Raw genomic sequence first — 22,893 nt, forward strand, 5'->3', positions numbered from 1 at the left:
GGCCATTACTCCATCATCTTCTCAATAGGCAGCACCAGGATGGAGCTTGCGCCCAGCGCCTTCAGTTTTTCCATGGTTTCCCAGAACAGGGTTTCGCTGCTCACCATGTGCATCGCCACGCGCTGCTGATCGCCCGCCAGCGGCAGGATGGTTGGACGCTCAGCGCCCGGCAGCAGGGCAATCACTTCATCCAGACGCTCGGTTGGGGCGTGCATCATGATGTATTTGGACTCACGAGCCTGAATCACGCCCTGAATGCGGGTCAGCAGCTTGTCGATCAGCTGCTGCTTGGCGTCGGCCATGTCGCCGTCGCGCTGAATCAGGCACGCTTTAGAGCGGTAGATCACTTCCACTTCGCGCAGACCGTTGGCTTCCAGCGTCGCGCCGGTAGAGACGAGGTCACAGATGGCGTCCGCCAGACCCGCACGCGGCGCCACTTCAACGGAGCCGTTCAGCAGGCAGGATTTAAACTGCACGCCTTTCTGGTCGAGATAACGCTTTAACAGGTGAGGGTAAGAGGTGGCGATACGTTTGCCGTTCAGCGCGGCCGGGCCGTCCCACGCTTCGTCAACCGGCGTAGCCAGCGACAGGCGGCAGCCGCCGAAGTCCAGACGACGCAGGGTGAAATAACGCGGATCTTCGCCCTGCGCGCGGCGGGTCAGCAGCTCTTCTTCCAGCACGTTTTCCCCGATAATGCCGAGGTCAACGACGCCATCCATGACCAGGCCGGGGATATCGTCATCACGCACGCGCAGAATGTCGATTGGCATGTTTTCAGCCAGAGCAATCAGGCGCTGGGTGTGCAGGTTAATTTTAATCCCGCAGCGGGCCAGCAGTTCGCGTGAGTCATCGCTCAAACGGCCTGATTTTTGAATAGCTATGCGTAAGCGTGAGTTATCTAACATTCTTTATTCCTCGTTAACCTGTTTTAACCTGTCTGAATTCGGTCCAAAAAAAAGCCCCCGGAAGAAGATCTTCCGGGGGCTTTTTCATGCGTTCATGCACCACTGGAAGATCCAAACGTCTTCCAGCACACATCGCCTGAAAGACTAGTCAGGATGATGGTGATGATGGTGGTGTTTAAATTGAACGCGTGTCATATAAATTCTCGATGAATGCTTATTCATTTGATGTCTTTTAACCTAAACCAGTTGTACGACATATTGCAAGGGCTTTTTTTGATCATTAATTCATTTCATATTGATGCTATGAATTGTGTGTTCTGCCGGGCTGGCGTAGCCTTATAAAAGACGAGTGAGAGTCAGGAGAATTCGCATGAAAAAGGTCGCAATTGTCGGTTTAGGGTGGCTGGGAATGCCGCTGGCGATGTCATTAGCCGCGAAAGGCTGGCAGGTGACCGGGAGCAAAACCACGGCGGATGGGGTAGAGGCAGCGCGCATGTGCGGTATTGATGGCGTTGAGCTGCGCCTTGAACCGGAGCTGGTGTGTGATGCTGACGATCTGGACACGCTGATGAACGTCGATGCGCTGGTGATCACGCTCCCCGCGCGGCGCAGTGGCCCGGGCGAGTCGTTTTATCTGCAGGCGATGCAGGAGATCGTCGACAGCGCGCTGGCGCACCATGTTCCGCGCATCATTTTTACCAGCTCGACGTCGGTGTATGGCGAAGTTGAGGGCGTTGTTAAGGAGACTTCAGAGCGCCGTCCCGTGACGGCGAGCGGTCAGGTTCTGAAAGAGCTGGAAGACTGGCTGCATAATCTTCCCGGCACGCAGGTCGATATCGTACGTCTGGCGGGGCTGGTGGGCCCTGGCCGCCATCCAGGACGCTTTTTTGCCGGGAAGTCTGCGCCCGACGGCCAGCATGTCGTCAATCTTGTACATCTTGACGATGTTGTAGGCGCGATTGAGCTACTCTTACAGGCTCCGAAAGGTGGACACATCTATAATATATGTGCACCTTCTCATCCGGCACGCAGCACGTTTTACCCGCTGATGGCACGTCAGCTGGGCCTGGCGGCGCCGGTTTTCGGTGAGGCAAAGGATGACAGTAAAGGCAAAATTGTTGATGGCAATCGCATTTGTCATGAGCTGGGGTTTGAGTATCAGTATCCCGATCCGCTGGTGATGCCCATGGAATAAGACCCGCAGCGGAGACGATCGCGCACCAGAAGGGGGGCGAGCATGAAACCGCTGCTGGATGTTCTTATTATTCTGGATGCTCTGGAAAAAGAGGGGAGCTTTGCCGCTGCGTCAGCAAAGCTCTACAAAACCCCATCTGCGCTGAGCTATACCGTTCAAAAACTGGAGAGCGATCTCAATATTCAGATCCTCGATCGCTCCGGACACCGCGCACGTTTCACCCGTACCGGACAGATGCTGCTGGAAAAAGGCCGCGAAGTCCTCCATACCGTTCGTGAGCTCGAAAAACAGGCCGTAAAGCTTCATCAGGGTTGGGAAAACGAGCTGGTTATTGGCGTGGATGATACTTTTCCGTTTTCTCTCCTGACGCCGCTGATTGAAGCCTTCTATCAACACCACAGCGTGACCCGGCTTATTTTTATCAACGGCGTGCTGGGTGGCTCCTGGGATGCCTTAACGCAGGGCAGGGCGGACATTTTCGTCGGTGCACTCCATGAGCCTCCCCAGCTGAGTGATTTTGGTTTTGCCCGGCTGGGCGTGCTGGAGCAGGTATTTGCCGTGGCGCCCCATCACCCGCTGGCTCAGGAACCCGAGCCGCTTAACCGTCGCGTGATTAAAGGCTACCGCGCCATCGTGGTCGGGGACAGCTCTCGTCCGGAATGCTCGGTCTCCTCGCAGCTACTTGATGAGCAGGAGGCCATTACCGTTTTCGACTTTAAAACCAAGCTGGAACTGCAAATAAGCGGCCTGGGCTGCGGCTATTTACCGCGCTATCTGGCGCAGCGGTTTATTGACAGCGGCGCGCTTGTTGAAAAACAGGTACTTGCTCAAAGCAGTAATGAATCGGTGTGGGTAGGCTGGAATGAACAAACTGCCGGGCTTGCAAGCGCCTGGTGGCGAGACGAGATTTTAGCAAATAGTGCTATCGCCGCCGTTTACTCTCAGCCCGACGTCCAGAAATCAGCCAGTTAGTAAAAAGAAAATTGTCCCATGCTTTGCAAAGTATTGCCTTTTGTATCCGATGTGGGGCAAAATGCGGCCGCTGCAACCAAATGAATAATCGACGATATAAAAGGCGTCGGTTATTTTTTTTTGCATGTACGAAACGAAACTAAAAACCAAGAGGCCGGGCTTCGTACCGGATAGATATTTACTAAAATCCGACAGTTGTTGTCGCTGAGGAAGAAAGAAATGGGGCAATTTTTCGCTTACGTGGCGGTTATCACCGTAAAGGAGAATAACTATGTCGCATAACGCAACTCCAAACACCTCTCGCGTGGAATTACGTAAAACGCTTACGTTGATTCCGGTTGTTATGATGGGCCTTGCCTATATGCAACCGATGACGCTGTTCGATACATTCGGTATCGTATCAGGCCTCACAGACGGTCATGTGCCGACGGCTTATGGCTTCGCGCTGATTGCAATCCTCTTTACCGCGCTGAGCTACGGTAAACTGGTGCGTCGCTATCCGTCTGCTGGTTCCGCCTACACCTATGCCCAGAAATCCATCAGCCCGACAGTTGGCTTTATGGTGGGCTGGTCTTCGCTGCTCGACTATCTGTTCGCGCCGATGATCAACATTCTGCTGGCAAAAATTTATTTTGAAGCGCTGGTGCCGTCGATTCCATCCTGGATGTTCGTCGTGGCGCTGGTAGCCTTTATGACCGCCTTTAACCTGCGCAGCATTAAGTCCGTTGCCAACTTTAACTCCGTGATCGTCGTCCTTCAGGTTGTCCTGATTGCCGTTATTCTTGGCATGGTGATTTACGGTGTGTTCCACGGCGAAGGCGCCGGCACTCTGGCGAGCAGCAAGCCGTTCTGGTCTGGTGATGCCCATGTGATCCCGATGATTACCGGGGCAACCATTCTGTGCTTCTCCTTTACCGGTTTTGACGGCATCAGCAACCTGTCTGAAGAAACGAAAGACGCAGAGCGCGTGATCCCTCGCGCCATCTTCCTGACGGCGCTGATTGGCGGTCTGATCTTTATTTTCTCGACCTATTTCCTGCAGCTGTACTTCCCGGATATCTCCCGCTTCAAGGATCCGGATGCGTCTCAGCCGGAAATCATGCTCTATGTGGCGGGTAAAGCGTTCCAGGTTGGCGCGCTGATCTTCTCCACCATTACCGTACTGGCGTCCGGTATGGCCGCGCATGCAGGCGTTGCGCGTCTGATGTACGTGATGGGCCGCGATGGCGTATTCCCGAAAAGCTTCTTCGGCTACGTTCATCCAACCTGGCGTACCCCGGCAATGAACATCATCCTGGTCGGTGCCATTGCGCTTCTGGCGATTAACTTTGACCTGGTGATGGCAACGGCGCTGATTAACTTCGGTGCGCTGGTGGCGTTCACCTTTGTTAACCTGTCGGTTATCTCTCAGTTCTGGATCCGTGAAAAGCGTAACAAGACGCTGAAAGATCACTTCCAGTATCTGTTCCTGCCGATGTGCGGTGCCCTGACCGTGGGCGCGCTGTGGGTTAACCTGGAAGAGAGCTCTATGGTGCTTGGCCTGATTTGGGCGGGTATCGGCCTGATTTACCTGGCCTGCGTCACGAAGAGCTTCCGTAACCCGGTTCCGCAGTACGAAGACGTCGCGTAATGACTTGCCGGGTGGCGCTAGCGCTTGCCCGGCCTACAAAACGACACACCCGTTGGCCTGTGCCAGCGGGCAAAAAAAAGCCGGAGACATCGCCTCCGGCTTTTTTTATACCCCTCGCTCAGACTATCTCTTGCGCGTACTGGAACAGGGATTTCAACAGCGCCTGTTTCTCACCATTCCCCTCATACTGGCCATAAAGCATTTCCAGCTCCTGAGCATAGCTATTAAGGAACTCAGGGGTAAAGACATTGCGACGATGCTGCAGCCAGCGATCCTGCTCTGCCTCGTCCAGCGTGCCGGGGAAGTTACGCGCGCGGTAGTTAAACATCAGCTTTTCGATGCGTTTATCGGCGAAAGTAATATCCAGCGCCGGTAAGTTACGCGGCTCGGTTTGCAGAACGATATTCATCGCCGCGCGGTCGGCATCGCTGAAGAAGCCGTTGTAGAGCTGGGCATCCACGTTTTCAGACGGCACGAACGGCTCCGCCTCGGCAAAGATAGCAACTACTTTCTCGCGCACCTGCGGGTTATCGCGCAGCACTTTCAGGTTATCAAGGCAGCGCTGACGGTTAATGCCCAGTCTGTCCGCATCTTCCGGGCGCAGCGTATTCGCCTGCGCGAGTACCGGACATTTATTGATATGCACCAGTTTGACCGGCACCGCGGGCAGATCGCCGAGTTCATTTTTCGGGGTATAGAGCCGTTCGCGCAGGGTATCGCTGTCGAGCTCCAGCAGCGGCGAAATATCGCCGGCTAAATCCACCATGATGACCGCATTACGGTTGTCCGGATGCCAGGCCAGCGGGGCGACCCAGCTGGTATTACCGCGCCAGGCACCAAACATGCCGGAAATATGCACCAGGGGTTTCATCTGCGGCACGTCGATAAGGGTCATCAGCTTCTGCTTGCTGCGGTGGCTCAGCAGATACTCAAACAGCCGGGGCTGCGCGTTTTTCACCAGCTTCGCCATGGCAATGGTGGCATAGACGTCCGCCATCGCGTCGTGGGCATTGCTGTGCTCGATGCCGTTGGCGCGCGTCAGGTGTTCCAGCCGGAAGCTGGTCAGCCCTTCCTCGTTTTCCGGCCAGTTAATGCCCTCAGGACGCAGGGCATAACAGGCGCGCATGATGTCGAGCAAATCCCAGCGTGAATTGCGGTTCTGCCAGCTCCAGGCATAGGGATCGTAGAAGTTGCGATAGAAGATGTTGCGCGTTACTTCGTCATCGAAGCGGATGTTGTTGTAACCGACCACGCAGGTATTGGGGATGGTAAACAGATCGTGGATGCGTCGGGCGAATTCTGCCTCGTTAACGCCTTTCTCGCGCGCTTCCTGAGGCGTGATCCCGGTGACCATGACCGCCCCGGGCTGCGGCAGGTAGTCATCCGCAGGCTTGCAGTAAAAGACCTCAGGCTCGCCAATAATGTTGAATTCGTCGTCGGTACGGATGGCGGCAAACTGCGCCGGTCGGTCCAGCGCCGGGTGTGTGCCAAAGGTTTCGTAGTCATGGAATAAAAAAGTCGGGCGAGCGGCAGAGTCAGACACCAGTAATACCATCCTGTTAAAAAATGACGTCACTATGGTAAACGATCGTGCGGTTCAGACCGAATAAAAAGCACCGCCGTGACGTAAATTTGCGCGCCAGCTTCAGAGAAAAATCTGCGTTCTGTCACATTTTTTTGCAATTAAGCCAGGTAACGACATCAGAACTCCCGTAAAAAGGTCATCGATTTTTAATGACCTGAGGATATACCGTTGAAACGCCGTCTGTTTATTGCTGTTTCTTTACTCGCTTCGAGTGTCTCATCTGCTTTTGCGGCCGAACCACTGGATTTTTCGCCGCAGCCTCCGGCCATTCAGGCTGGCTCCTGGGTGCTGATGGACTACACGACTGGTCAGATCTTAACGGCGGGCAACGAACATCAACAACGCAATCCGGCGAGCCTGACCAAGCTGATGACGGGGTATGTGGTTGATCGGGCCATTGATAGCCATCGCATTACGCCGGACGACATTGTCACCGTCGGGCGTGACGCGTGGGCAAAAGGCAACCCGGTTTTTGACGGCTCATCGCTGATGTTCCTGAAAGAGGGCGATCGCGTCTCCGTGCGTGATTTAAGCCGCGGTCTGATTGTCGATTCCGGCAACGACGCCTGCGTGGCGCTGGCCGATCACGTGGCGGGCGGTCAGCCGCAGTTTGTGAAGATGATGAACGACTACGTGCAGAAGCTGAACCTGCGCGATACGCACTTTGAAACCGTCCACGGGCTGGACGCGCCGGGCCAGCACAGCTCGGCCTATGACCTGGCCGTACTCTCCCGCGCCATCATTCACGGCGAGCCTGAGTTTTATCATATGTACAGCGAAAAGAGCCTGACCTGGAACGGGATCACCCAGCAAAACCGTAACGGCCTGCTGTGGGATAAAACCATGAACGTGGACGGGCTTAAAACGGGGCACACCTCGGGGGCGGGCTTTAACCTGATTGCGTCCGCCGTTGACGGCCAGCGCCGTTTAATCGCGGTGGTGATGGGGGCGGACAGCCCGAAAGGCCGTGAGGACCAGGCCCGAAAACTGCTGCACTGGGGGCAGCAGAACTTCGATACGGTGCAAATCCTGCATAGCGGTAAAAAAGTGGGGACAGAGCGTATCTGGTACGGCGATAAGGAGCAGGTGAAACTGGGCACCGACCAGGACTTCTGGCTGGCCTTGCCGAAAGCGGAAGTGCCGAACATCAAAGCCAAATACGTGCTGGATAAAAAAGAGCTGGAAGCGCCGATTGCTGCGCATCAGCGGGTCGGGGAGATCCAGCTCTATGACCGTGACAAGGTGGTGGCGCACTGGCCGCTGGTGACGCTGGAAGCCGTTGATAAGGGCGGACTGTTCTCTCGCGTGAGCGATTATCTCCACCACACGCTTTAACCGCTGATGGGCAGACTGGCAGGGTTGCGAGTCTGCTCACATAATAAACACTCCTCGTTTGCCGATAATAGTAATCCAGCTTTATAGTGTATAAATATACAGTAATAAATGGAGGCAGCATGGACTACAGCATCAAGCAGCAACAGAAACGTAAGATTGCCGGTTTTCATTTGGTCGGACCGTGGGAACAAACGGTTAAACAGGGCTTTGAACAGCTGGTGATGTGGGTGGACGGGCGCCACATTGAGCCGCTGGAGTGGGTTGCGGTCTACTACGATAACCCCGATGAGGTCCCGGCAGAAAAACTGCGCTGCGATACGGCCGTTACGGTGCCGGACGATTTCGTTATCCCGGAAAACAGCGAAGGCGTCATGATGACGGAAATCGCGGCCGGGGATTATGCCGTGGCGACGGCGCGCGTGGAAAACTACGACTTCGCCACGCCGTGGTATCAGTTCTTCAACTCTCTGCTGCAGGACAATAAGTACCAGATGGCGCTTAAACCCTGCTTCGAACGCTATCTCAATGACGGCAATGCAGACGGCTACTGGGATATCGAAATGTATATCGCGGTAGAGCATAAAACGGCTTAAGCCTGCTAAATGAAGGGTTTTTCAGCCGGGAGCGATCCGCCCGGCTGAAAACACAGTACAATTGTGATTTGCCGTGTAGCTGGAGAGCGGGTGTGCGTCCCGACAAATCATTAACCCCTTTTGAAATTCGCTTGTACAAACATTACCGCGTGGTGCACGGGTGCCGCATCGCGCTGGCGTTCGTATTGACGTTTGTACTGGTCCGTTTGCTTGATGTTCCGGAAGGGACGTGGCCGCTGATCACCCTGGTGGTGGTGATGGGGCCCATCTCGTTTTGGGGGAACGTTGTTCCGCGCGCCTTTGAGCGAATTGGCGGGACGGTTTTAGGCTCGGCCCTTGGGCTTATTGCCCTGAAGCTGGAACTCATCTCATTTCCCGTGATGCTGGCATGGTGCGGGGCCGCCATGTTCCTGTGCGGCTGGCTGGCGTTGGGCAAAAGACCGTATCAGGCCTTGCTGATTGGGATTACTCTCGCGGTGGTTGTCGGTGCGCCCGCCGGGGATATGACCACCGCGCTGTGGCGAAGCGGGGATGTCATCCTGGGGTCACTGCTGGCCATGCTCTTCACCGGCATCTGGCCGCAGCGCGCTTTTCTGCACTGGCGTATTCAGATGGCGAACTACGTCACCGCCTTTAACCGCGTCTATCAGGCCGGTTTTTCCCCGAATCTGGTCGAACGTCCCCGGCTGGAAAAGCATCTGCAAACAATCCTCAACGACGTGGTCAAAATGCGCGGCCTGATCACGCCCGCCAGCAAAGAAACCCATATTCAGAAATCGATTTTCGAAGCCATCCAGACGGTAAGCCGCAATCTGGTCTGCATGCTTGAACTGCAAATCAACGCCCACTGGGCCTCGCGTCCCAGCCATCTGTTGATGCTTAACGCGCAGACTCTCAAAGAGACCCAGCAGATGACGCAGCAAACGCTGTTGACCATCGCCCATGCGCTCTACGAAGGGAACCCGCAGCCGATACTGGCCAACAGCGAGCGGCTGAATGAGATCGTTGCGGAGCTGAAGCAGTTAATCAATGAACGCCAGAGCGATAACGTTGCGGAAACGCCTATTCATGGCTACGTCTGGCTGAGCATGGAACTGGCGCGGCAGCTTGAGCTGTTATCGCACCTTATTTGCCGGGCGCTGCGCAAATAAAAGGCGTATGTGACGGCTGCTGCTTCGATTCAGCAGCAATTGGGGTTATGATAGCTTTAAACGATATACTCATTGTCATTCGCAGCCGCTGTCAGTAAGGTTATTGTTACAACGGTTGCCTTAACGAATCCGAATCTCACATTATCAGGGGTGTAAAAATGGAAACTACCAAGCCTTCGTTCCAGGATGTTCTGGAATTCGTCCGCCTGTTCCGCCGCAAAAACAAGCTGCAGCGTGAAATCCAGGACGTTGAGAAGAAGATCCGTGACAACCAGAAACGTGTTCTGCTGCTCGACAACCTGAGCGACTACATCAAGCCAGGTATGAGCGTTGAAGCTATTCAGGGCATCATCGCCAGCATGAAGAGCGACTATGAAGACCGCGTTGATGACTACATCATCAAAAACGCTGAGCTGTCCAAAGAGCGTCGCGACATCTCTAAAAAGCTGAAAGTGATGGGCGAAATCAAAAACGGCGAAGCAAAAAGCGAGTAATCGCAGCGAATAGTGAAAAAGGCTCCCTGGTGACAGAGAGCCTTTTTTTATGACTCAGAACGCGGCTGTAGCTGATAAATCCAGGCCTGAACCTGCTTGCCTTCAAGGGTGGTCACCGTGACCTCAACCCGATCGTAGCCGTCTTCAAATTCGTCCAGCATTTGCCAGTGTGCGGCAAGGTTATCCGAGATAAACAGATAGCCTTCGACGCGGGGGCCGTCAGGGTGGAGCACAATTCCCGGGAAGTCCGCCGCGGCGCCCCAGCCGCGTTCGTAAAACGTGCCGGATACGGAACCGGCCAGCCATTCGCCGCCGATGTTTTCAAGAATATGCGCATTAGCGTGGCCCGGGCGCAGCGTGCCGTAGACAAACAGAGCGTTCATTTTCCCTCATCCGCAAAGCAAAAAGCCTGCTTTAAAAGCAGGCTTTTTAAATTTGGCTCCTCTGACTGGACTCGAACCAGTGACATACGGATTAACAGTCCGCCGTTCTACCGACTGAACTACAGAGGAATCGTTGTGGAGGCTTATCTTAGCGGCGAAAAAACTTTTGTCAAACCTGATCTTAGGGAAAACCGACTGATTGCTGATTCTGTCATCAGTTTGTTGTAAATCCACACATCTTTTTCTGGAAAATACTTTGCAGGATTAGCATTTGTCCCCCATCATTTGAAATGGAGTTTCAACTTTTCTCGCTAAGGTCCATTTTGAACGTCACTGCCTCCTTACGCCAGGCGATAACGCGCACGCCGTGGTATGCAAAACGTAAAAGCTATCGTGTCCTGTTCTGGCGTGAAATCACCCCTCTTGCCGTGCCTATCTTCCTGGAAAATACCTGCGTTCTGTTGATGGGGGTTTTGAGCACCTTCCTGGTGAGCTGGCTGGGGAAAGAGGCGATGGCAGGGGTTGGGCTGGCGGACAGCTTTAACATGGTGGTGATCTCGTTCTTTGCCGCCATAGACCTCGGGACGACGGTGGTGGTGGCCTTTAGCCTCGGCAAGCTTGATCCCAAACGTGCACGCGAGGCGGCCCGCCAGTCGCTGATGATCATGACCATTTTTTCGATCGTTCTGGCGGCGGTGATCCACTATTTCGGTAAAGAGATTATCGATTTTGTCGCCGGGGAGGCCACTAACGAGGTTAAAGACCTGGCGCTGACCTACCTGGAAATGACCGTCTTAAGCTATCCGGCGGCGGCCATTGCGCTGATTGGCAGCGGTGCGCTGCGCGGGGCGGGCAACACCAAAATTCCGCTGCTGATCAACGGCGGGATGAATATCCTGAATATCATTATCAGCAGCGTGCTGATCTACGGCGTGTTCTCGTGGGAGGGGCTGGGGTTCGTCGGTGCCGGACTGGGGTTAACCATTTCACGCTATATCGGTGCGGCAGCCATCATCGGGGTGCTGATGGCGGGGATTACTCCCTCGCTGCGTCTGACGCTAAAAAGCTATTTCCGCCCCTTTAATTTCGCCATTATCTGGGAAGTGATGGGCATCGGCATTCCCGCGAGCATTGAATCGGTCTTGTTCAACGGCGGGAAGCTGCTCACGCAGATGTTTGTCGCCGGGATGGGCACCGACGTTATCGCCGGTAACTTTATCGCCTTCTCTATTGCCTCGCTGATTAACCTGCCGGGTAACGCGCTGGGTTCAGCATCGACCATTATTACGGGTAAACGGCTCGGGAAAGGGCAGATAGGCCAGGCGGAGAGGCAGCTGCGGCACGTGTTCTGGCTGTCGACCATTGGGTTGACGCTGATCGCCTGGGGAACCGCGCCGTTTGCCGGGCTGATGGCCTCGTTCTATACCCACGAAGATGACGTTAAAGAGGTCGTTAAGATCCTCATCTGGCTCAACGCGGCCTTTATGCCCATCTGGGCGGCCTCATGGGTATTACCCGCCGGGCTGAAAGGGGCGCGCGATGCCCGCTTTGCGATGTGGGTATCGATGCTCGGCATGTGGGGATGTCGCGTTGTCGCGGGGTATACGCTCGGGGTGATGCTTGGATGGGGTGTGGTCGGCGTCTGGCTGGGGATGTTCCTCGACTGGGCCGTGCGGGGTGCGCTGTTCTACTGGCGGATGGTCAGCGGACGCTGGCTGTGGAAATATCCGCGAAAAAATGCCTGACAATTGCGCGAAGTGGAGAATAATTCGGCAAACGATCGGAAATGTGCATTCTGCCTTTGACATCCCGGGGGAGCATCGATAATATGCGCCCCGTTCACACGATTCCTCTGTAGTTCAGTCGGTAGAACGGCGGACTGTTAATCCGTATGTCACTGGTTCGAGTCCAGTCAGAGGAGCCAAATTTGAAAAGCCTGCTTTTAAAGCAGGCTTTTTGCTTTTCTGCGCAAGGTAAATGCAAAACGGCAACCTTGTTGCCGTTTTTAGTGTGTGCACCCTCTCCCGTGGGAGAGGGTTGGGGTGAGGGCACCAGCCCGCACAATGCACTATCGATCCAAACCAATCGGCGCCGTCGCCTCAACCAGCCACTCACGCGCTTCGCTATTCACCAGAGGTGAGAGCGCCTCGCATACCTGCCGGTGATACGCATCCAGCCACTGCTTTTCCTGCTCGCTCAGCAGATGCAGCTCAACCTGACTTAAGTCGATCGGGATCAGCGTCAGCGAGGCAAATTTGCAGAAACCCGGACGGCTCTCCACAATCTCCACCTGGTTTTCAATACGAATACCGTGGCTATCGCCCAGATAGTAGCCTGGCTCGATAGTCATGATATTGCCCGCGACCAGCGGCCACGGGTTAACCTTTTTGGCGATGCGATGCGGGTTCTCGTGGATCAGCAGCTGGTGCCCCACGCCGTGTCCCGTGCCGTGATCGTAATCCAGCCCCATCTCCCACAGCGGGCGACGCGCAAACGCATCCAGCTGATGCCCCTGAGTCCCAGAAGGGAACTGCAGGGTAATGAGCGACAGGAAGCCTCTCAGCACGGCAGTGTAGTGCAGGCGCTGCTGCGGATCGACGTTACCCCACGCCAGCGTGCGCGTGGCATCGGTGGTGCCGTTAGCATACTGGCCGCCGGAATCGTTCAGGTAAAAATGGTCATGACCGATGGGCTTATTGCTGGCCTCGCTCGAATGGTAGTGGCACATCGCCGCATTGCTCGAAGAGGCGGAGATGGTTGCAAAACTCTGCTCGATGAACCCGGGCTGCTGCTGACGGAACGCAAGCTGCTGCGCCTGCGCGTCCAGCTCGGTGAGCGGTTGTCCTGCCGCCTCGCGCAGCGGCACTTCGCGGCTCAGCCAGGCGAGGAAGTTGACCCACGCGGCCCCGTCCCGGTGATGGCACTCGCGATAGCCTGCCAGCTCGACCGGGTTTTTAGTCGCTTTCATCAGGGTGATGGGATCGGTCCGCCAGACAATTTCTCCCCGTGGCTCAATGGCGAAGCGCAGGGCAACCGGCGCGGAATCGGCATCAATCATCACCCGTTTGCCTACGGCAATCTGCTGGCAGCGTTCAATAAAGGTATCCTGCGGCGCAATGGTGAACGCATTGCGCACATCGTCAGGCAGGGCGCTGGGCTTATTGTCGTTAACAAACCACTCAACGTGACCGTCACGACCGAGAAGGGCAAAGGAGAGCGGTACAGGGCTGTAAGGGATATCCGCACCGCGGACGTTTAACAGCCAGGCGATGTTATCCGGCAGGGTGACGGCGAGATAATCCACATTGTTTGCGGCCAGCACGGCGGCGACGCGCTGACGTTTGTCCGCGCTGCGTTCGCCGCTGTGTTCAACCGGCATCTCACGGATAAGCCCCGCCGGTGCGGCAGGGCGATCGGTCCATAGCGTGTCAAACGGCGAGGCCTTCAGCGGCACCAGCTCGCACGGCGTGGCAGACAGTTGCTCAAATTCCGCGTTGGTCATCAGTAGCGCGTCAAAACCGATGCGCGTTCCTGACTCAACGTTTTCTGCCAGCCATTCCGCCAGCGGCTCGTTGTGCAGGTGGTGGATCTCAACCTCATCCGTATTGACCTGAACGCGCGCCTGAACCTGATAGCGCCCGTCGACGAACAGCAGCGCTTTGTTTTTCAGCACCAGCGCCACGCCGGCCGAACCGTCAAAGCCCGTCAGCCAGGCCAGCTTTTCGTCGTAAGGCGCGCAGTATTCGCTCTGCCAGGCATCCGCGCGCGGGACGATCATCCCGTCGAGATGGCTGGCCTCAAGCCAGTGGCGCAGGGCAGAGAGCGGTGATGTGCTGGACATTGTTTTTCCTTATCGTGATTAGCGGAACGGCGGCTCGTTGAAGGTGCGCAGCTTGCGGGAATGGAGCCTGTCACCTTCAGCCCGCAGCAAATCAATGGCGCGAATACCAATCTGCAGATGCTCGGAGATTGCCCCTTCGTAGAAACGGTTGGCCTGGCCCGGCAGCTTAATTTCACCGTGCAGCGGCTTATCGGAGACGCACAGCAGCGTGCCGTAAGGAACGCGGAAGCGATATCCCTGCGCGGCAATGGTGGCGCTCTCCATATCGATCGCTACCGCGCGGCTCAGGTTGAACCGCAGCGCGGAGGCGGAGTAGCGAAGCTCCCAGTTGCGGTCATCCGTTGTGACGACCGTACCGGTGCGCAGGCGCTGTTTAACCTCTTCGCCCGGCATGCCGCTGACCTCTTTGGTGGCGTCATACAGCGCGCGCTGTACTTCGGCGATGCTCGGGATTGGGATATCCGGCGGCAGCACCGCATCAAGCACGTGATCATCGCGCAGATAGGCGTGGGCCAGCACGTAGTCGCCAATCAGCTGGCTTTCGCGCAGGCCGCCGCAGTGGCCAATCATCAGCCACACGTCCGGGCGCAGTACCGCCAGATGGTCGCAGATGGTCTTGGCATTTGACGGGCCAACGCCGATGTTAATCAGCGTGATGCCCTGGCCGTCGGCGGTGATCAGGTGCCAGGCGGGCATCTGGTGCTTTTTCCACGCCAGGTCGGAAATGGCCTGCTCGGGCGCTTCGGTTTCAGCGGTGATCCAGATCCCGCCCGCGCAGGACAGCGCGATATACGGGCTCTCCGGGTCGAGGATCTGGCTGCAGCCCCAGCGGACAAACTCGTCGACGTAGCGGGTGTAGTTGGTAAAGAGCACGAACGGCTGGAAATGTTCGACTGGCGTACCGGTGTAGTGACGCAGACGCGCCAGGGAGAAATCGACCCGTCGGGCATCAAAGTGCGACAGGGGAGAAAATTCTGCCGGGTGATAAATCCCGTCGGCCGTCTCATCGCCAATCTGGGAAAGTTCCGTCGTCGGGAAGTGGCGGGTCAGCCCCGCGCTCATGGAGCGGTCAAGGGTTAACGCCGAACCGTCAATCACGTACGGATACGGGATCTCATGCTGCGAGGGCTCAACGGCAATGTGCGCGCCGTAATCCTGGTACAGTAGCGTAAGCTGTTCTTCAAGATACGGGCGGAACAGCGCAGGGCGGGTGACGGTGGTGCTGTAGCAGCCGGAGTGGGTAAAGCGCGCGTAGGCGCGGGTTTTGGGATTACTGCTGGCGCTGCCGTCCCAGGTCACAGAGAGCGATGGATAAACAAAAAGGCCCTCGGTTCTGGCCTTTTGGTCGGGAAGTTTCCCTGTTTCGATATATTCGCTGATGGCGCCGCGCAGCGCGTTGACGGACTGTTCATACAGCGCGTCGAGTTTTTCCAGCGCCTGAGCCGGGGTCAGGCTGGAGCCCTTATTATTCATCTCTGTCTCCTTGTTCCACAGGTGTGCGACTCTACCCGATAGTATGTCACACGCCTGTGAAACAAAAGGGAGATCAGCCGTGGCTCGTCTCTTTCATCAGCAGCGCCGTCGCCGCCGACAGCAGGCAGCCGGCCAGCAGATAAATCGCCACGCTGTGCCAGTTGCCGCCGGAGAAGGTCACCAGCGCGGCGGCAATAAACGGCGTAAATCCGCCACCGACCACGCTTGCGACCTGATAGCCCACGCCCGCGCCGCTGTAGCGGTAGCTTGCGCCAAACAGTTCGGTGAACATCGGCTGCTGCACGCACACCACCATGTCGTGAGCGATATTGGCGAGCATGATGGCGAAGAAGACAATCCAGAAGATCGACTGCGCCTCGAGCGCCATAAAGAATGGCCAGGCGCTGAGGGTGCCAATCAGCGCCCCGGTGATGTAAACGCGACGGCGGCCAAACCTGTCAGCCAGCCAGGCGAAGCAGGGGATAGTCAGACAGCTTATCCCGCCGACCAGCAGGCCAATATTCAGGAACAGCTCGCGGGGAAGACCGAGGTTCTGCGTCGAGTAGTTCAGGGCAAAGGCGGTGACGATATACATCGTCAGCAACTCGCACAGGCGCAGGGCGATAATTTTCAGAAAAGCGCCAGGGTGCTGAACCAGCGCTTCCATCACAGGCAGACGCTTTTTGGCGAGCGGTTTTTCCAGCTGTTGTTTTTCAAACTCAGCCGACTCCTCCATCCCGTTACGGATCCACAGCGCGGCGATGACCAGCACGATGCTGAAGATGAACGGAATACGCCAGCCCCAGCTCAGGAACTGCTCGTCGGTGGTGAGCTGGCTGATTAGCGATACCAGCCCGGTGGAAAGCAGAAGGCCCACGCCGTACCCGACCTGTACGCCGCTGCTGTAAAACGCTTTCTTATTTTTCGGCGCGCTCTCTACGGACAGAAGCGCCGCACCGCCCCATTCGCCGCCGACGGCGAAGCCCTGGATGGCGCGCAGGGTGACCAGCAGTACCGGCGCCCACCAGCCGATAGAGGCAAACGAGGGGAGAATACCAATCAGCGCGGTGGCGATCCCCATCATCCAGACGGTGAGCATCAGCATGCGCTTGCGGCCCAGGCGGTCGCCGAAGTGGCCGAAGATCACACCGCCCAGCGGGCGAAACAGAAAGCCGACGCCGAAAGTGGCAAACGCGGCAAGCGTGCCCATCGCAGGGCTGACCTGGGGAAAAAACTCGCGGTTAAACACCAGGGCGGCAGTGATGCCGTAAAGCAGAAAATCATACCAGTCGACGACGGCACCCGCGAAGCTGCCTAAGGCTGCGCGGCGGGCACGATTGAGCGAAGGTGTCTCCTCGTTGGGACGATCGGAGATGAGGGTGGAGTCCATAGTTGTCCTGTCCGTACTGATTTTTTAATTATTGGTATAAGAAAAGGTCACTCACGTTGCGCCCGTCATATAAACGGAACCTATGAGACTACCGCGACAGAACGCCTGAGAAAACGTTTTTATCTTTCCGGATGGTGCTGAATAAATAAATTTCATCCCCGCCTGCAGCGAGATAATTGTGTCTTCTGGCTCCGTTAAAGGCTGAATGGTTTACAGTAATAGTGACCGCTGCGTAAGTTAAGCTGAGGGAATAACGATGCAACGCACCTTTTCGGCATTCTGGATGGTCCTGTTTTTATTCGTCGCACCGCTTCATGCGGAGCCCAACGTCTATGGTGAACAGCGTATCAGCGGCTGGTGGAATGCGCTGACGGATGATATTTCGCAAACCTGGGAAGAGCCCCAACGTTACGACCTGTACCTGCCGTTTCTGAGCTGGCACGCTCGCTTTATGTACGACAAAGAAAAAACCGACAATTACAATGAAATGCCGTGGGGCGGCGGGCTGGGCGTTTCCCGCTATAACGAAGAGGGCAACTGGAGCGCGCTGTTCGCGATGATGTTCAAGGACTCGCATAACGAATGGCAGCCCGCGATGGGCTATGGCTGGGAGAAGGGCTGGTATCTGGATGATGCCAAAGATTTCCGTCTTGGGCTCGGTGCCGCGGCGGGCATCACGGCGCGAGATGATTTTGCAAACTATGTCCCGCTACCGTTTATCTTCCCGCTGTTTTCCGCCGGGTATAAGCGCGGTACCGTCCAGTTCACCTATATTCCCGGAACCTATAACAACGGCAACGTGCTCTTTGCCTGGCTGCGCTTAGGCTTCTAAAGGGTGATCACCTTTTTTGCCACGGCGTTAGACAATACCAGCATGGAGAACAGAACTGAGGTGACGAAGGTGAGCACAATCAACGCCAGCTTCATACCGAGAGAGGTCACCGGTATCAGCGCCGTCAGCAGATGAAACACCGAGTAGTGCACAATATACACGCCGGTCATCGTTTTGCTGATGGCGGCCAGAATGGACTCCTTAAATTCAGCATTGCGGCGAAAGCGCACGCCGTTCGCCGCAATCACCAGCGCGATGATCAAAATGTAAATCTGCGAGCCGGTGAGAATAAAGGCGTTTCTGTCCGCCTTGAACAGCGCGAAGAAAAAGTGGCGCTCGTAAAACCAGGTGAAGAGGTAGATAAACGGGATGGCGACAACCGCCGCCCTGACGACATTTTTGCGGCTAATCCACTCGGCAATTTTCGGGTCGCAAAAGAGTTGCCCCGTCAGATAAAACAGCAGCCATGTCCACAGCCGATACTGCGGTGAAAGAGAAAGGGCGTGCGTTCCAGGATAGAGCGCTGACAGCAGATCGTATCCGTAGGAAAAGAGCAGCAGGGCGGCAATCGCGCCGCAGAACAGCCTTCGCCGCTGGCTGAGCCACTCCACCGCCGGGTGGAAGGTGTAAATCACCACAAACGCAAACACGAACCAGGGCTGGATTAAATACCCGCGCTGATAGGGCTCCCACAGGTAGTAGATCGTAATCCAGAACAGAAAAACAATCACCAGACTTTTAATTTTACCCAGCTGCCAGCGGGTGCCGTGCCGTGATTGTCCGTCGAGATAGCCCGCAACGACAAAAAACAGCGGCGTGGCAATCGTCGAAATAAAGGTTAAAAACCCCAGGATCCAGTGATAGTCATAATCATAATGATCCCAGGTGTTGTAGATGGTAAAGAAGGTCACCGCCGTCATACAGCCCAGCGTCTTGATAATGTTCAGCCCTGTCGCATTCATTGTTGTTTGGCTTCGTCCTTACGATGGAAACACGCATAGATCACGGGGAGTACCAGCAGCGTCAGGATTGTAGCAAACCCCAGTCCAAACATAATCACAACGGTCATGCTCTGGAAGAACACATCCAGCAGCAGCGGAGCCAGGCCAAGTACGGTCGTAAACGCGGTGAGCAGGATGGGGCGCAGGCGCGAGGTCGCGGCGTACACGATCGCCTCGTTCTGATCCTTTTGCGTTTTCTGCTGTTCGATCTCTTCCACCAGCACGATGCCGTTGCGGATGAGCATTCCGCTCAGGCTCAGCAGACCAATCAGCGCCATAAAGCCAAAGGGAATGCCGGTAAGTAAAAATCCCGGCGTGACGCCAATCAGCGCCAGCGGTACGGTCAGCCAGATGGCGACCGCATTTTTCACCGAACTGAACATCAGCACCGTAATGACAAACATCACCAGATACCCGAGAGGTAGCGTAGTGAATAGCCCCTGCTGCGCTTCGCTGGAGTTTTCCGCGTCGCCCCCCCACTCGATGCTGTAGCCGTGTGGCAGGGGAAGGGCATCTACTTGCGGCTTCACCCGGGCGAGAATGTCCCCGGAGGTTTGCTGGCTCAGCGGGTCCGGGTCCGTCTGAACCGTCAGCACCCGCGAGCGGTCGCGGCGAAGGATGAGCGGGTCTTCCCACTCCAGCGAGAAGCGGCTGACGACGTTACTCAGCGGGATATACTGCTGCCGCGTCTGGCTCCAGACCAGCACGTTGTTCAGGTGACTGGCGTCCAGCCGTTCGCTCTCAGGCGGGCGCACCACGACCGGGAGCAGGTCGCTGCCTTCCCGATACAGCCCCGCCCGGCTGCCGGAAAAGTTCATCTCCAGCGCGTTGTCAACGTCCTGCTTATCTACGCCAAGCTCGCGGCCCAGGGCGGCAACGTACTGTGGGCGGATCACCTTGCTGCGGTTTTGCCAGTCGTTCCTGACGCTGCCCGTGGCCGGGTCGCGCGTGAGGATATCGTCCACCTGGCTGGCAATCAGGCGCAGCCGGTCAGGGTCGGGGCCTTTAATGCGCACCTCAATGGCGCTATCGCCGGAGGGGCCAAACATCACGCGTTTGGTGCTGGCGTTGACCTGCGGATAGTTTCGCGCGATGTACTCGTCCACGTGGCGCGTCAGGGCGGAGATGTTGCGCTGGTCGTCCATGCGCACCATGATCTGCGCATAGTTGCTGTACTGGCGCTGTCCGCTGTAGGTCAGAATAAAGCGCATACTTCCCTGACCAATGGTTGAGACGGTGGTCTCCACGCCAGGCTGGCCGTTAATGGTTTTTTCGATATCGCCGGTCATTTTCTCAGTCCACTTGATATCGGTACCGTAGGGTAACCACAGGTCGACAAAGAAAATGGGCGTATTAGACGACGGGAAAAAGTTTTGCCGTACGGCGCCGAAGCCCCAGACAGACGCTGCCAGCAGCGCAGCCATCACAATGAGCGTCGGTGCCTTATGGCGCAGCAGCGTGTTAAGCAGGCGCTGGTAGGCGCGGTAGAGTCGTTTATCGTAAGGGTCTGACTCGTCGGTTTTATCGGGCGCGCTGTTGTTTTTAAACAACCACCACTTAATCAGCACCGGGGTGAGGGTGAGCGCCGAAAACCAGCTCAGCATCAGGGAAATCAGCAGCACCTGGAACAGGGATTTACAGTATTCCCCGGTGGAATCCTGCGACAGCCCGATAGGGGCAAACGCCAGGATGGCAATCACCGTCGCCCCCAGCAGCGGCAGGGCGGAGCGGCGGATGATGTAGTTTACGGCGGTTAACAGCGGGGAGCCCTGCTGTCGGGCAATCAATACCCCTTCGACAATCACGATGGCGTTATCCACCAGCATGCTGAGGGCGATAATCAGCGCCCCAAGCGAGATGCGCTGTAGCTCAATGCCACACAGATACATAATCAGCAGCGTGCCCAGCACGTTAAGGGCGAGAGAAACCGCAATGATGATCCCGCTGCGTACGCCCATAAAAATCAGCAGCACGCCGATGACAATCGCCAGCGCCATCAGGAAGTTAATAATAAAACCGTTAACAGAGTGGCCCACTTCGGCTGCCTGATCGTAAAACAGGTCTATCCGTATGCCGGCCGGTTTTTCCGCCGACATCTGGTTTAGCTTCGCCTCCAGCGCGTGGCCCACGTCGATCACGTTTACCCCGGGAATAAACGAGACGCCCATCGTGACGGCTTTTTTGCCGTTGGCATGGTAGATACTGGCTGGCGATTCGTTCAGCCCGCGCGACAGCGTGGCGATATCCCGCAGACGCGTCGCCGCCCCGGTGCCGGAAGGCGTGATGATGAGATCCGCCAGTTCATCAAGATTCCCGAACTCGCCGGTCGGGTGCAGGCGAATGGATTCGGTGCCGGAGGTGATTTCTCCTGCGCTGGAAACAACGTTAAGTCTGCTGAGCAGGGCGGAAAGCTGGTTCAGCGTAATGCCGCGCGCGGCCATTTTGCTCAGGGAGATATCAATGTTGACCTGCTGGCTAATCGCCCCACCGATGGCGACCTTCGCAACCCCGGGGACCAGAATTAACTCGCGGCGAAGCTGCTCCGCGTATCTCACCAGTTCAGGGTTACTGAATTCATCCCCGGAAATGGCGAAGAAGAAGCCGAACACGTCGCCGAAATCGTCATTCACAAAGGGCGTGACGACGCCGGGCGGGAACTGACGCGAGGCATCACCCACGCGGCGGCGCAGTTCATCCCAAATCTGCGGCAGCTCGTTCGAGTGATAGCGTGACGCGATGTTAACGGTGATTTGCGACAGACCGTTTGACGAGATAGAGCTGACGTTATCCAGATAAGGCAGCTGCTGAAGGGCATTCTCCAGCGGAAGCGTCACCTCTTCTTCCACCTGCTGAGCGGATGCGCCGGGGTAGTGGGTGACCACCACTGCGGTTTTGATGGTAAAGGCGGGATCTTCCAGCCTGCCGATATTCAACAGGGCGAAAATCCCCCCGATGCCCAGCAGCAGGATCGTTAGCCAGACGCGAACGGGGTTATTGATAAATTGACGAGAGATATCCATTACAGTCCCCGTTCACGCGTCCAGATACGCACCGGCTGATTAGCATGCAGCTCCCCAACGCCCGCGGCCACCACGCGTTCGCCCGCCTTAAGCCCGCTGGTAATCACCACGCCTTCGGTGCTCACTTGCCCCACGCTGACCTTGCGGTCTTCAAGATGGAGCGCGTCGCCTTCGCCCGTTACGACCCAGACGTGCGGCTCATTGCGCGGGCTGTTGTCCGGGTTAAAGACTGCCTCAACCGGTACGACCAGCGCCTGAGCGCCCGCGCCCGCCGGGAGGTTGGTTAAATTGATGGTCACCGTACCGCTTACGCCACCGACGGCGGGAAAATCATCTGGCCGCGGCATGGTGAGTATCACCTGCCAGGTCAGGGTATTGCTGTCGCTGCTGCCCGAGTGCTCTTTGTAGACGGCGGTAAATTCCCGATCAGGAATGGCGTTAATTCTCACCACGGGCCGATACTGCGCGTTGCGGATATCAAAGGTCTTAAACAGGTTTTCAGGGATGCTGAACACCACGTCAAGCAGGTCGGTGCGGGTTAACGTGGCAATGGGCTGACCGGGGGACACCACCTGATGATTTCGGACATGTACGCTGGCCACCGTCCCGCTGAAGGGGGCGACGAGCGTCATCTGATTCAGCTCTTCCCGGGCAATTTGTAGCGCCGCATTCGCCGAATCGCGGTTCGCACGCTGCACGTCCATTTCCGCTTTCGAAATCGCCTGCCTGCCCGCCAGCGTCTGGAAGCGATCGAACTGCCTCTGGGCCAGCGTCGCCGCCGTTTGTCTGTCGTTAACCCGCTGCTGGGCTTCACGGGCGTTCAGTCTGGCAAGCTGTTGCCCCTGCTTGATGGCTGCGCCCTGACGCACATCGAGCGCTTCAATTTGTCCTGCGCGCTTGAAGGAAAGGTCTGTGGCATCGCCCGATTCAATGCGGGCGGGGAAAACGCGCTGCTGGGCGTGACCGGGAACCGTCACCTCCGCCACTTTTACCATCCTGGGAAGGGGAGAGTCTTGCTTCGGTTTCGGGTCGCACGCCGTGAGCGTTAACAAAACGAACGGTAAAAGAGAGAGGTAGCGGTTCACTGTATTCC

The 22,893-nt window shown here is 56.6% G+C and carries 20 protein-coding genes, 2 tRNA genes and 1 other annotated feature; of the genes, 11 read left to right on the top strand and 11 right to left on the bottom strand.

Annotation, left to right across the window (positions count from 1 at the left end):
- Nucleotides 1-5: 5 nt before the first annotated feature.
- Both hisG and hisL read right to left on the bottom strand, forming a co-directional pair.
- Nucleotides 6-905, bottom strand: a complete 900-nt coding sequence (gene hisG / locus QMN93_RS10530; protein WP_028018500.1) for an ATP phosphoribosyltransferase — start codon at nt 903-905, stop codon at nt 6-8.
- 45 nt (nt 906-950) lie between these two features.
- Nucleotides 951-1,074, bottom strand: a sequence feature (His leader region).
- Nucleotides 1,050-1,100 carry a his operon leader peptide gene (gene hisL, locus QMN93_RS10535; RefSeq protein ID WP_001364200.1) on the bottom strand — a complete coding sequence of 17 codons (51 nt, stop codon included), beginning with the start codon at nt 1,098-1,100 and terminating at the stop codon, nt 1,050-1,052. It overlaps the preceding feature by 25 nt.
- Before the next feature lie 175 nt (nt 1,101-1,275).
- On the opposite strand from hisL, the gene QMN93_RS10540 reads away from it, so the two are divergent.
- From QMN93_RS10540 to plaP, 4 genes are all read left to right on the top strand, one after another.
- A complete protein-coding gene (locus tag QMN93_RS10540; protein WP_167819253.1) occupies nt 1,276-2,100 on the top strand; it encodes an SDR family oxidoreductase in 825 nt (274 codons plus the stop codon).
- A gap of 42 nt (nt 2,101-2,142) precedes the next feature.
- A complete protein-coding gene (locus tag QMN93_RS10545; RefSeq protein ID WP_112778168.1) occupies nt 2,143-3,072 on the top strand; it encodes a LysR substrate-binding domain-containing protein in 930 nt (309 codons plus the stop codon).
- Between the two features lie 219 nt (nt 3,073-3,291).
- The gene (gene yoeI / locus QMN93_RS10550) at nt 3,292-3,354 is read left to right on the top strand and encodes a membrane protein YoeI (protein WP_099458931.1); all 63 of its coding nucleotides are present in this window, start codon (nt 3,292-3,294) and stop codon (nt 3,352-3,354) included.
- A complete protein-coding gene (gene plaP / locus QMN93_RS10555; RefSeq protein WP_023312362.1) occupies nt 3,344-4,702 on the top strand; it encodes a putrescine/proton symporter PlaP in 1,359 nt (452 codons plus the stop codon). The genes yoeI and plaP overlap by 11 nt, the downstream gene beginning before the upstream one ends.
- A 118-nt stretch (nt 4,703-4,820) precedes the next feature.
- Here plaP and sbcB read toward each other — a convergent pair whose 3' ends face one another.
- On the bottom strand, nt 4,821-6,248 hold the full coding sequence (sbcB, locus tag QMN93_RS10560; RefSeq protein WP_232938331.1) for an exodeoxyribonuclease I: 1,428 nt from the start codon (nt 6,246-6,248) through the stop codon (nt 4,821-4,823).
- Nucleotides 6,249-6,455: 207 nt separating this feature from the next.
- Between sbcB and dacD the strand changes: the two genes are divergently transcribed.
- The 4 genes from dacD (at nt 6,456) to QMN93_RS10580 (ending at nt 9,860) form a co-directional block, all read left to right on the top strand.
- Nucleotides 6,456-7,622 carry a serine-type D-Ala-D-Ala carboxypeptidase DacD gene (gene dacD / locus QMN93_RS10565; protein WP_064672779.1) on the top strand — a complete coding sequence of 389 codons (1,167 nt, stop codon included), beginning with the start codon at nt 6,456-6,458 and terminating at the stop codon, nt 7,620-7,622.
- A 119-nt stretch (nt 7,623-7,741) separates the two neighbouring features.
- Nucleotides 7,742-8,215: a DNA gyrase inhibitor SbmC gene (gene sbmC, locus QMN93_RS10570; RefSeq protein WP_033145946.1), complete on the top strand. Its 474-nt coding sequence runs from the start codon at nt 7,742-7,744 to the stop codon at nt 8,213-8,215.
- Nucleotides 8,216-8,307: 92 nt separating this feature from the next.
- Nucleotides 8,308-9,366, top strand: coding sequence for an FUSC family protein (locus QMN93_RS10575; RefSeq protein ID WP_023312358.1), 1,059 nt, complete (start codon nt 8,308-8,310; stop codon nt 9,364-9,366).
- A 158-nt stretch (nt 9,367-9,524) separates the two neighbouring features.
- Nucleotides 9,525-9,860 (top strand): DUF496 family protein, encoded by a 336-nt coding sequence (locus tag QMN93_RS10580; RefSeq protein WP_008499467.1) that lies wholly within the window; start codon nt 9,525-9,527, stop codon nt 9,858-9,860.
- 47 nt (nt 9,861-9,907) lie between these two features.
- Here QMN93_RS10580 and QMN93_RS10585 read toward each other — a convergent pair whose 3' ends face one another.
- Nucleotides 9,908-10,243 (bottom strand): gamma-glutamylcyclotransferase family protein, encoded by a 336-nt coding sequence (locus QMN93_RS10585; RefSeq protein WP_096151388.1) that lies wholly within the window; start codon nt 10,241-10,243, stop codon nt 9,908-9,910.
- Nucleotides 10,244-10,296: 53 nt separating this feature from the next.
- Nucleotides 10,297-10,372, bottom strand: a tRNA-Asn gene (locus QMN93_RS10590).
- 161 nt (nt 10,373-10,533) lie between these two features.
- On the opposite strand from QMN93_RS10590, the gene emmdR reads away from it, so the two are divergent.
- Both emmdR and QMN93_RS10600 read left to right on the top strand, forming a co-directional pair.
- Nucleotides 10,534-11,988, top strand: coding sequence for a multidrug efflux MATE transporter EmmdR (emmdR, locus tag QMN93_RS10595; RefSeq protein WP_123244567.1), 1,455 nt, complete (start codon nt 10,534-10,536; stop codon nt 11,986-11,988).
- Between the two features lie 103 nt (nt 11,989-12,091).
- A tRNA-Asn gene (locus QMN93_RS10600) sits at nt 12,092-12,167 on the top strand.
- A 144-nt stretch (nt 12,168-12,311) separates the two neighbouring features.
- Here the strand turns inward: QMN93_RS10600 and QMN93_RS10605 are convergent.
- The 3 genes from QMN93_RS10605 to shiA form a co-directional block, all read right to left on the bottom strand.
- A complete protein-coding gene (locus QMN93_RS10605) occupies nt 12,312-14,084 on the bottom strand; it encodes an aminopeptidase P family protein (RefSeq protein ID WP_193139541.1) in 1,773 nt (590 codons plus the stop codon).
- A gap of 18 nt (nt 14,085-14,102) precedes the next feature.
- Nucleotides 14,103-15,557, bottom strand: a complete 1,455-nt coding sequence (locus tag QMN93_RS10610) for an AMP nucleosidase (RefSeq protein WP_048976440.1) — start codon at nt 15,555-15,557, stop codon at nt 14,103-14,105.
- Between the two features lie 73 nt (nt 15,558-15,630).
- Nucleotides 15,631-16,947, bottom strand: a complete 1,317-nt coding sequence (gene shiA, locus QMN93_RS10615) for a shikimate transporter (protein ID WP_048979815.1) — start codon at nt 16,945-16,947, stop codon at nt 15,631-15,633.
- Between the two features lie 256 nt (nt 16,948-17,203).
- Here shiA and pagP point away from each other — a divergent pair, with 256 nt between their 5' ends.
- Nucleotides 17,204-17,779, top strand: a complete 576-nt coding sequence (gene pagP, locus QMN93_RS10620) for a lipid IV(A) palmitoyltransferase PagP (RefSeq protein WP_193139539.1) — start codon at nt 17,204-17,206, stop codon at nt 17,777-17,779.
- Here pagP and QMN93_RS10625 read toward each other — a convergent pair.
- Genes QMN93_RS10625 through QMN93_RS10635 form a run of 3 tightly spaced genes read right to left on the bottom strand, consistent with a single transcriptional unit; the run spans nt 17,776 to nt 22,885 of the window.
- Entirely contained in the window at nt 17,776-18,741 is a 966-nt protein-coding gene (locus QMN93_RS10625; RefSeq protein WP_069303050.1) for an acyltransferase, read from the bottom strand. The two genes, pagP and QMN93_RS10625, sit on opposite strands and share 4 nt — an antisense overlap.
- Entirely contained in the window at nt 18,738-21,800 is a 3,063-nt protein-coding gene (locus QMN93_RS10630) for an efflux RND transporter permease subunit (RefSeq protein ID WP_193139535.1), read from the bottom strand. Before QMN93_RS10630 ends, QMN93_RS10625 begins: the two co-directional genes overlap by 4 nt.
- Nucleotides 21,800-22,885 (bottom strand): efflux RND transporter periplasmic adaptor subunit, encoded by a 1,086-nt coding sequence (locus tag QMN93_RS10635; protein WP_048976429.1) that lies wholly within the window; start codon nt 22,883-22,885, stop codon nt 21,800-21,802. The genes QMN93_RS10630 and QMN93_RS10635 overlap by 1 nt, the downstream gene beginning before the upstream one ends.
- Between the last annotated feature and the right edge of the window lie 8 nt (nt 22,886-22,893).

Source organism: Enterobacter sp. R-1.6.2 (genome assembly GCF_035064085.1).
Taxonomy (GTDB): domain Bacteria; phylum Pseudomonadota; class Gammaproteobacteria; order Enterobacterales; family Enterobacteriaceae; genus Enterobacter; species Enterobacter asburiae_B.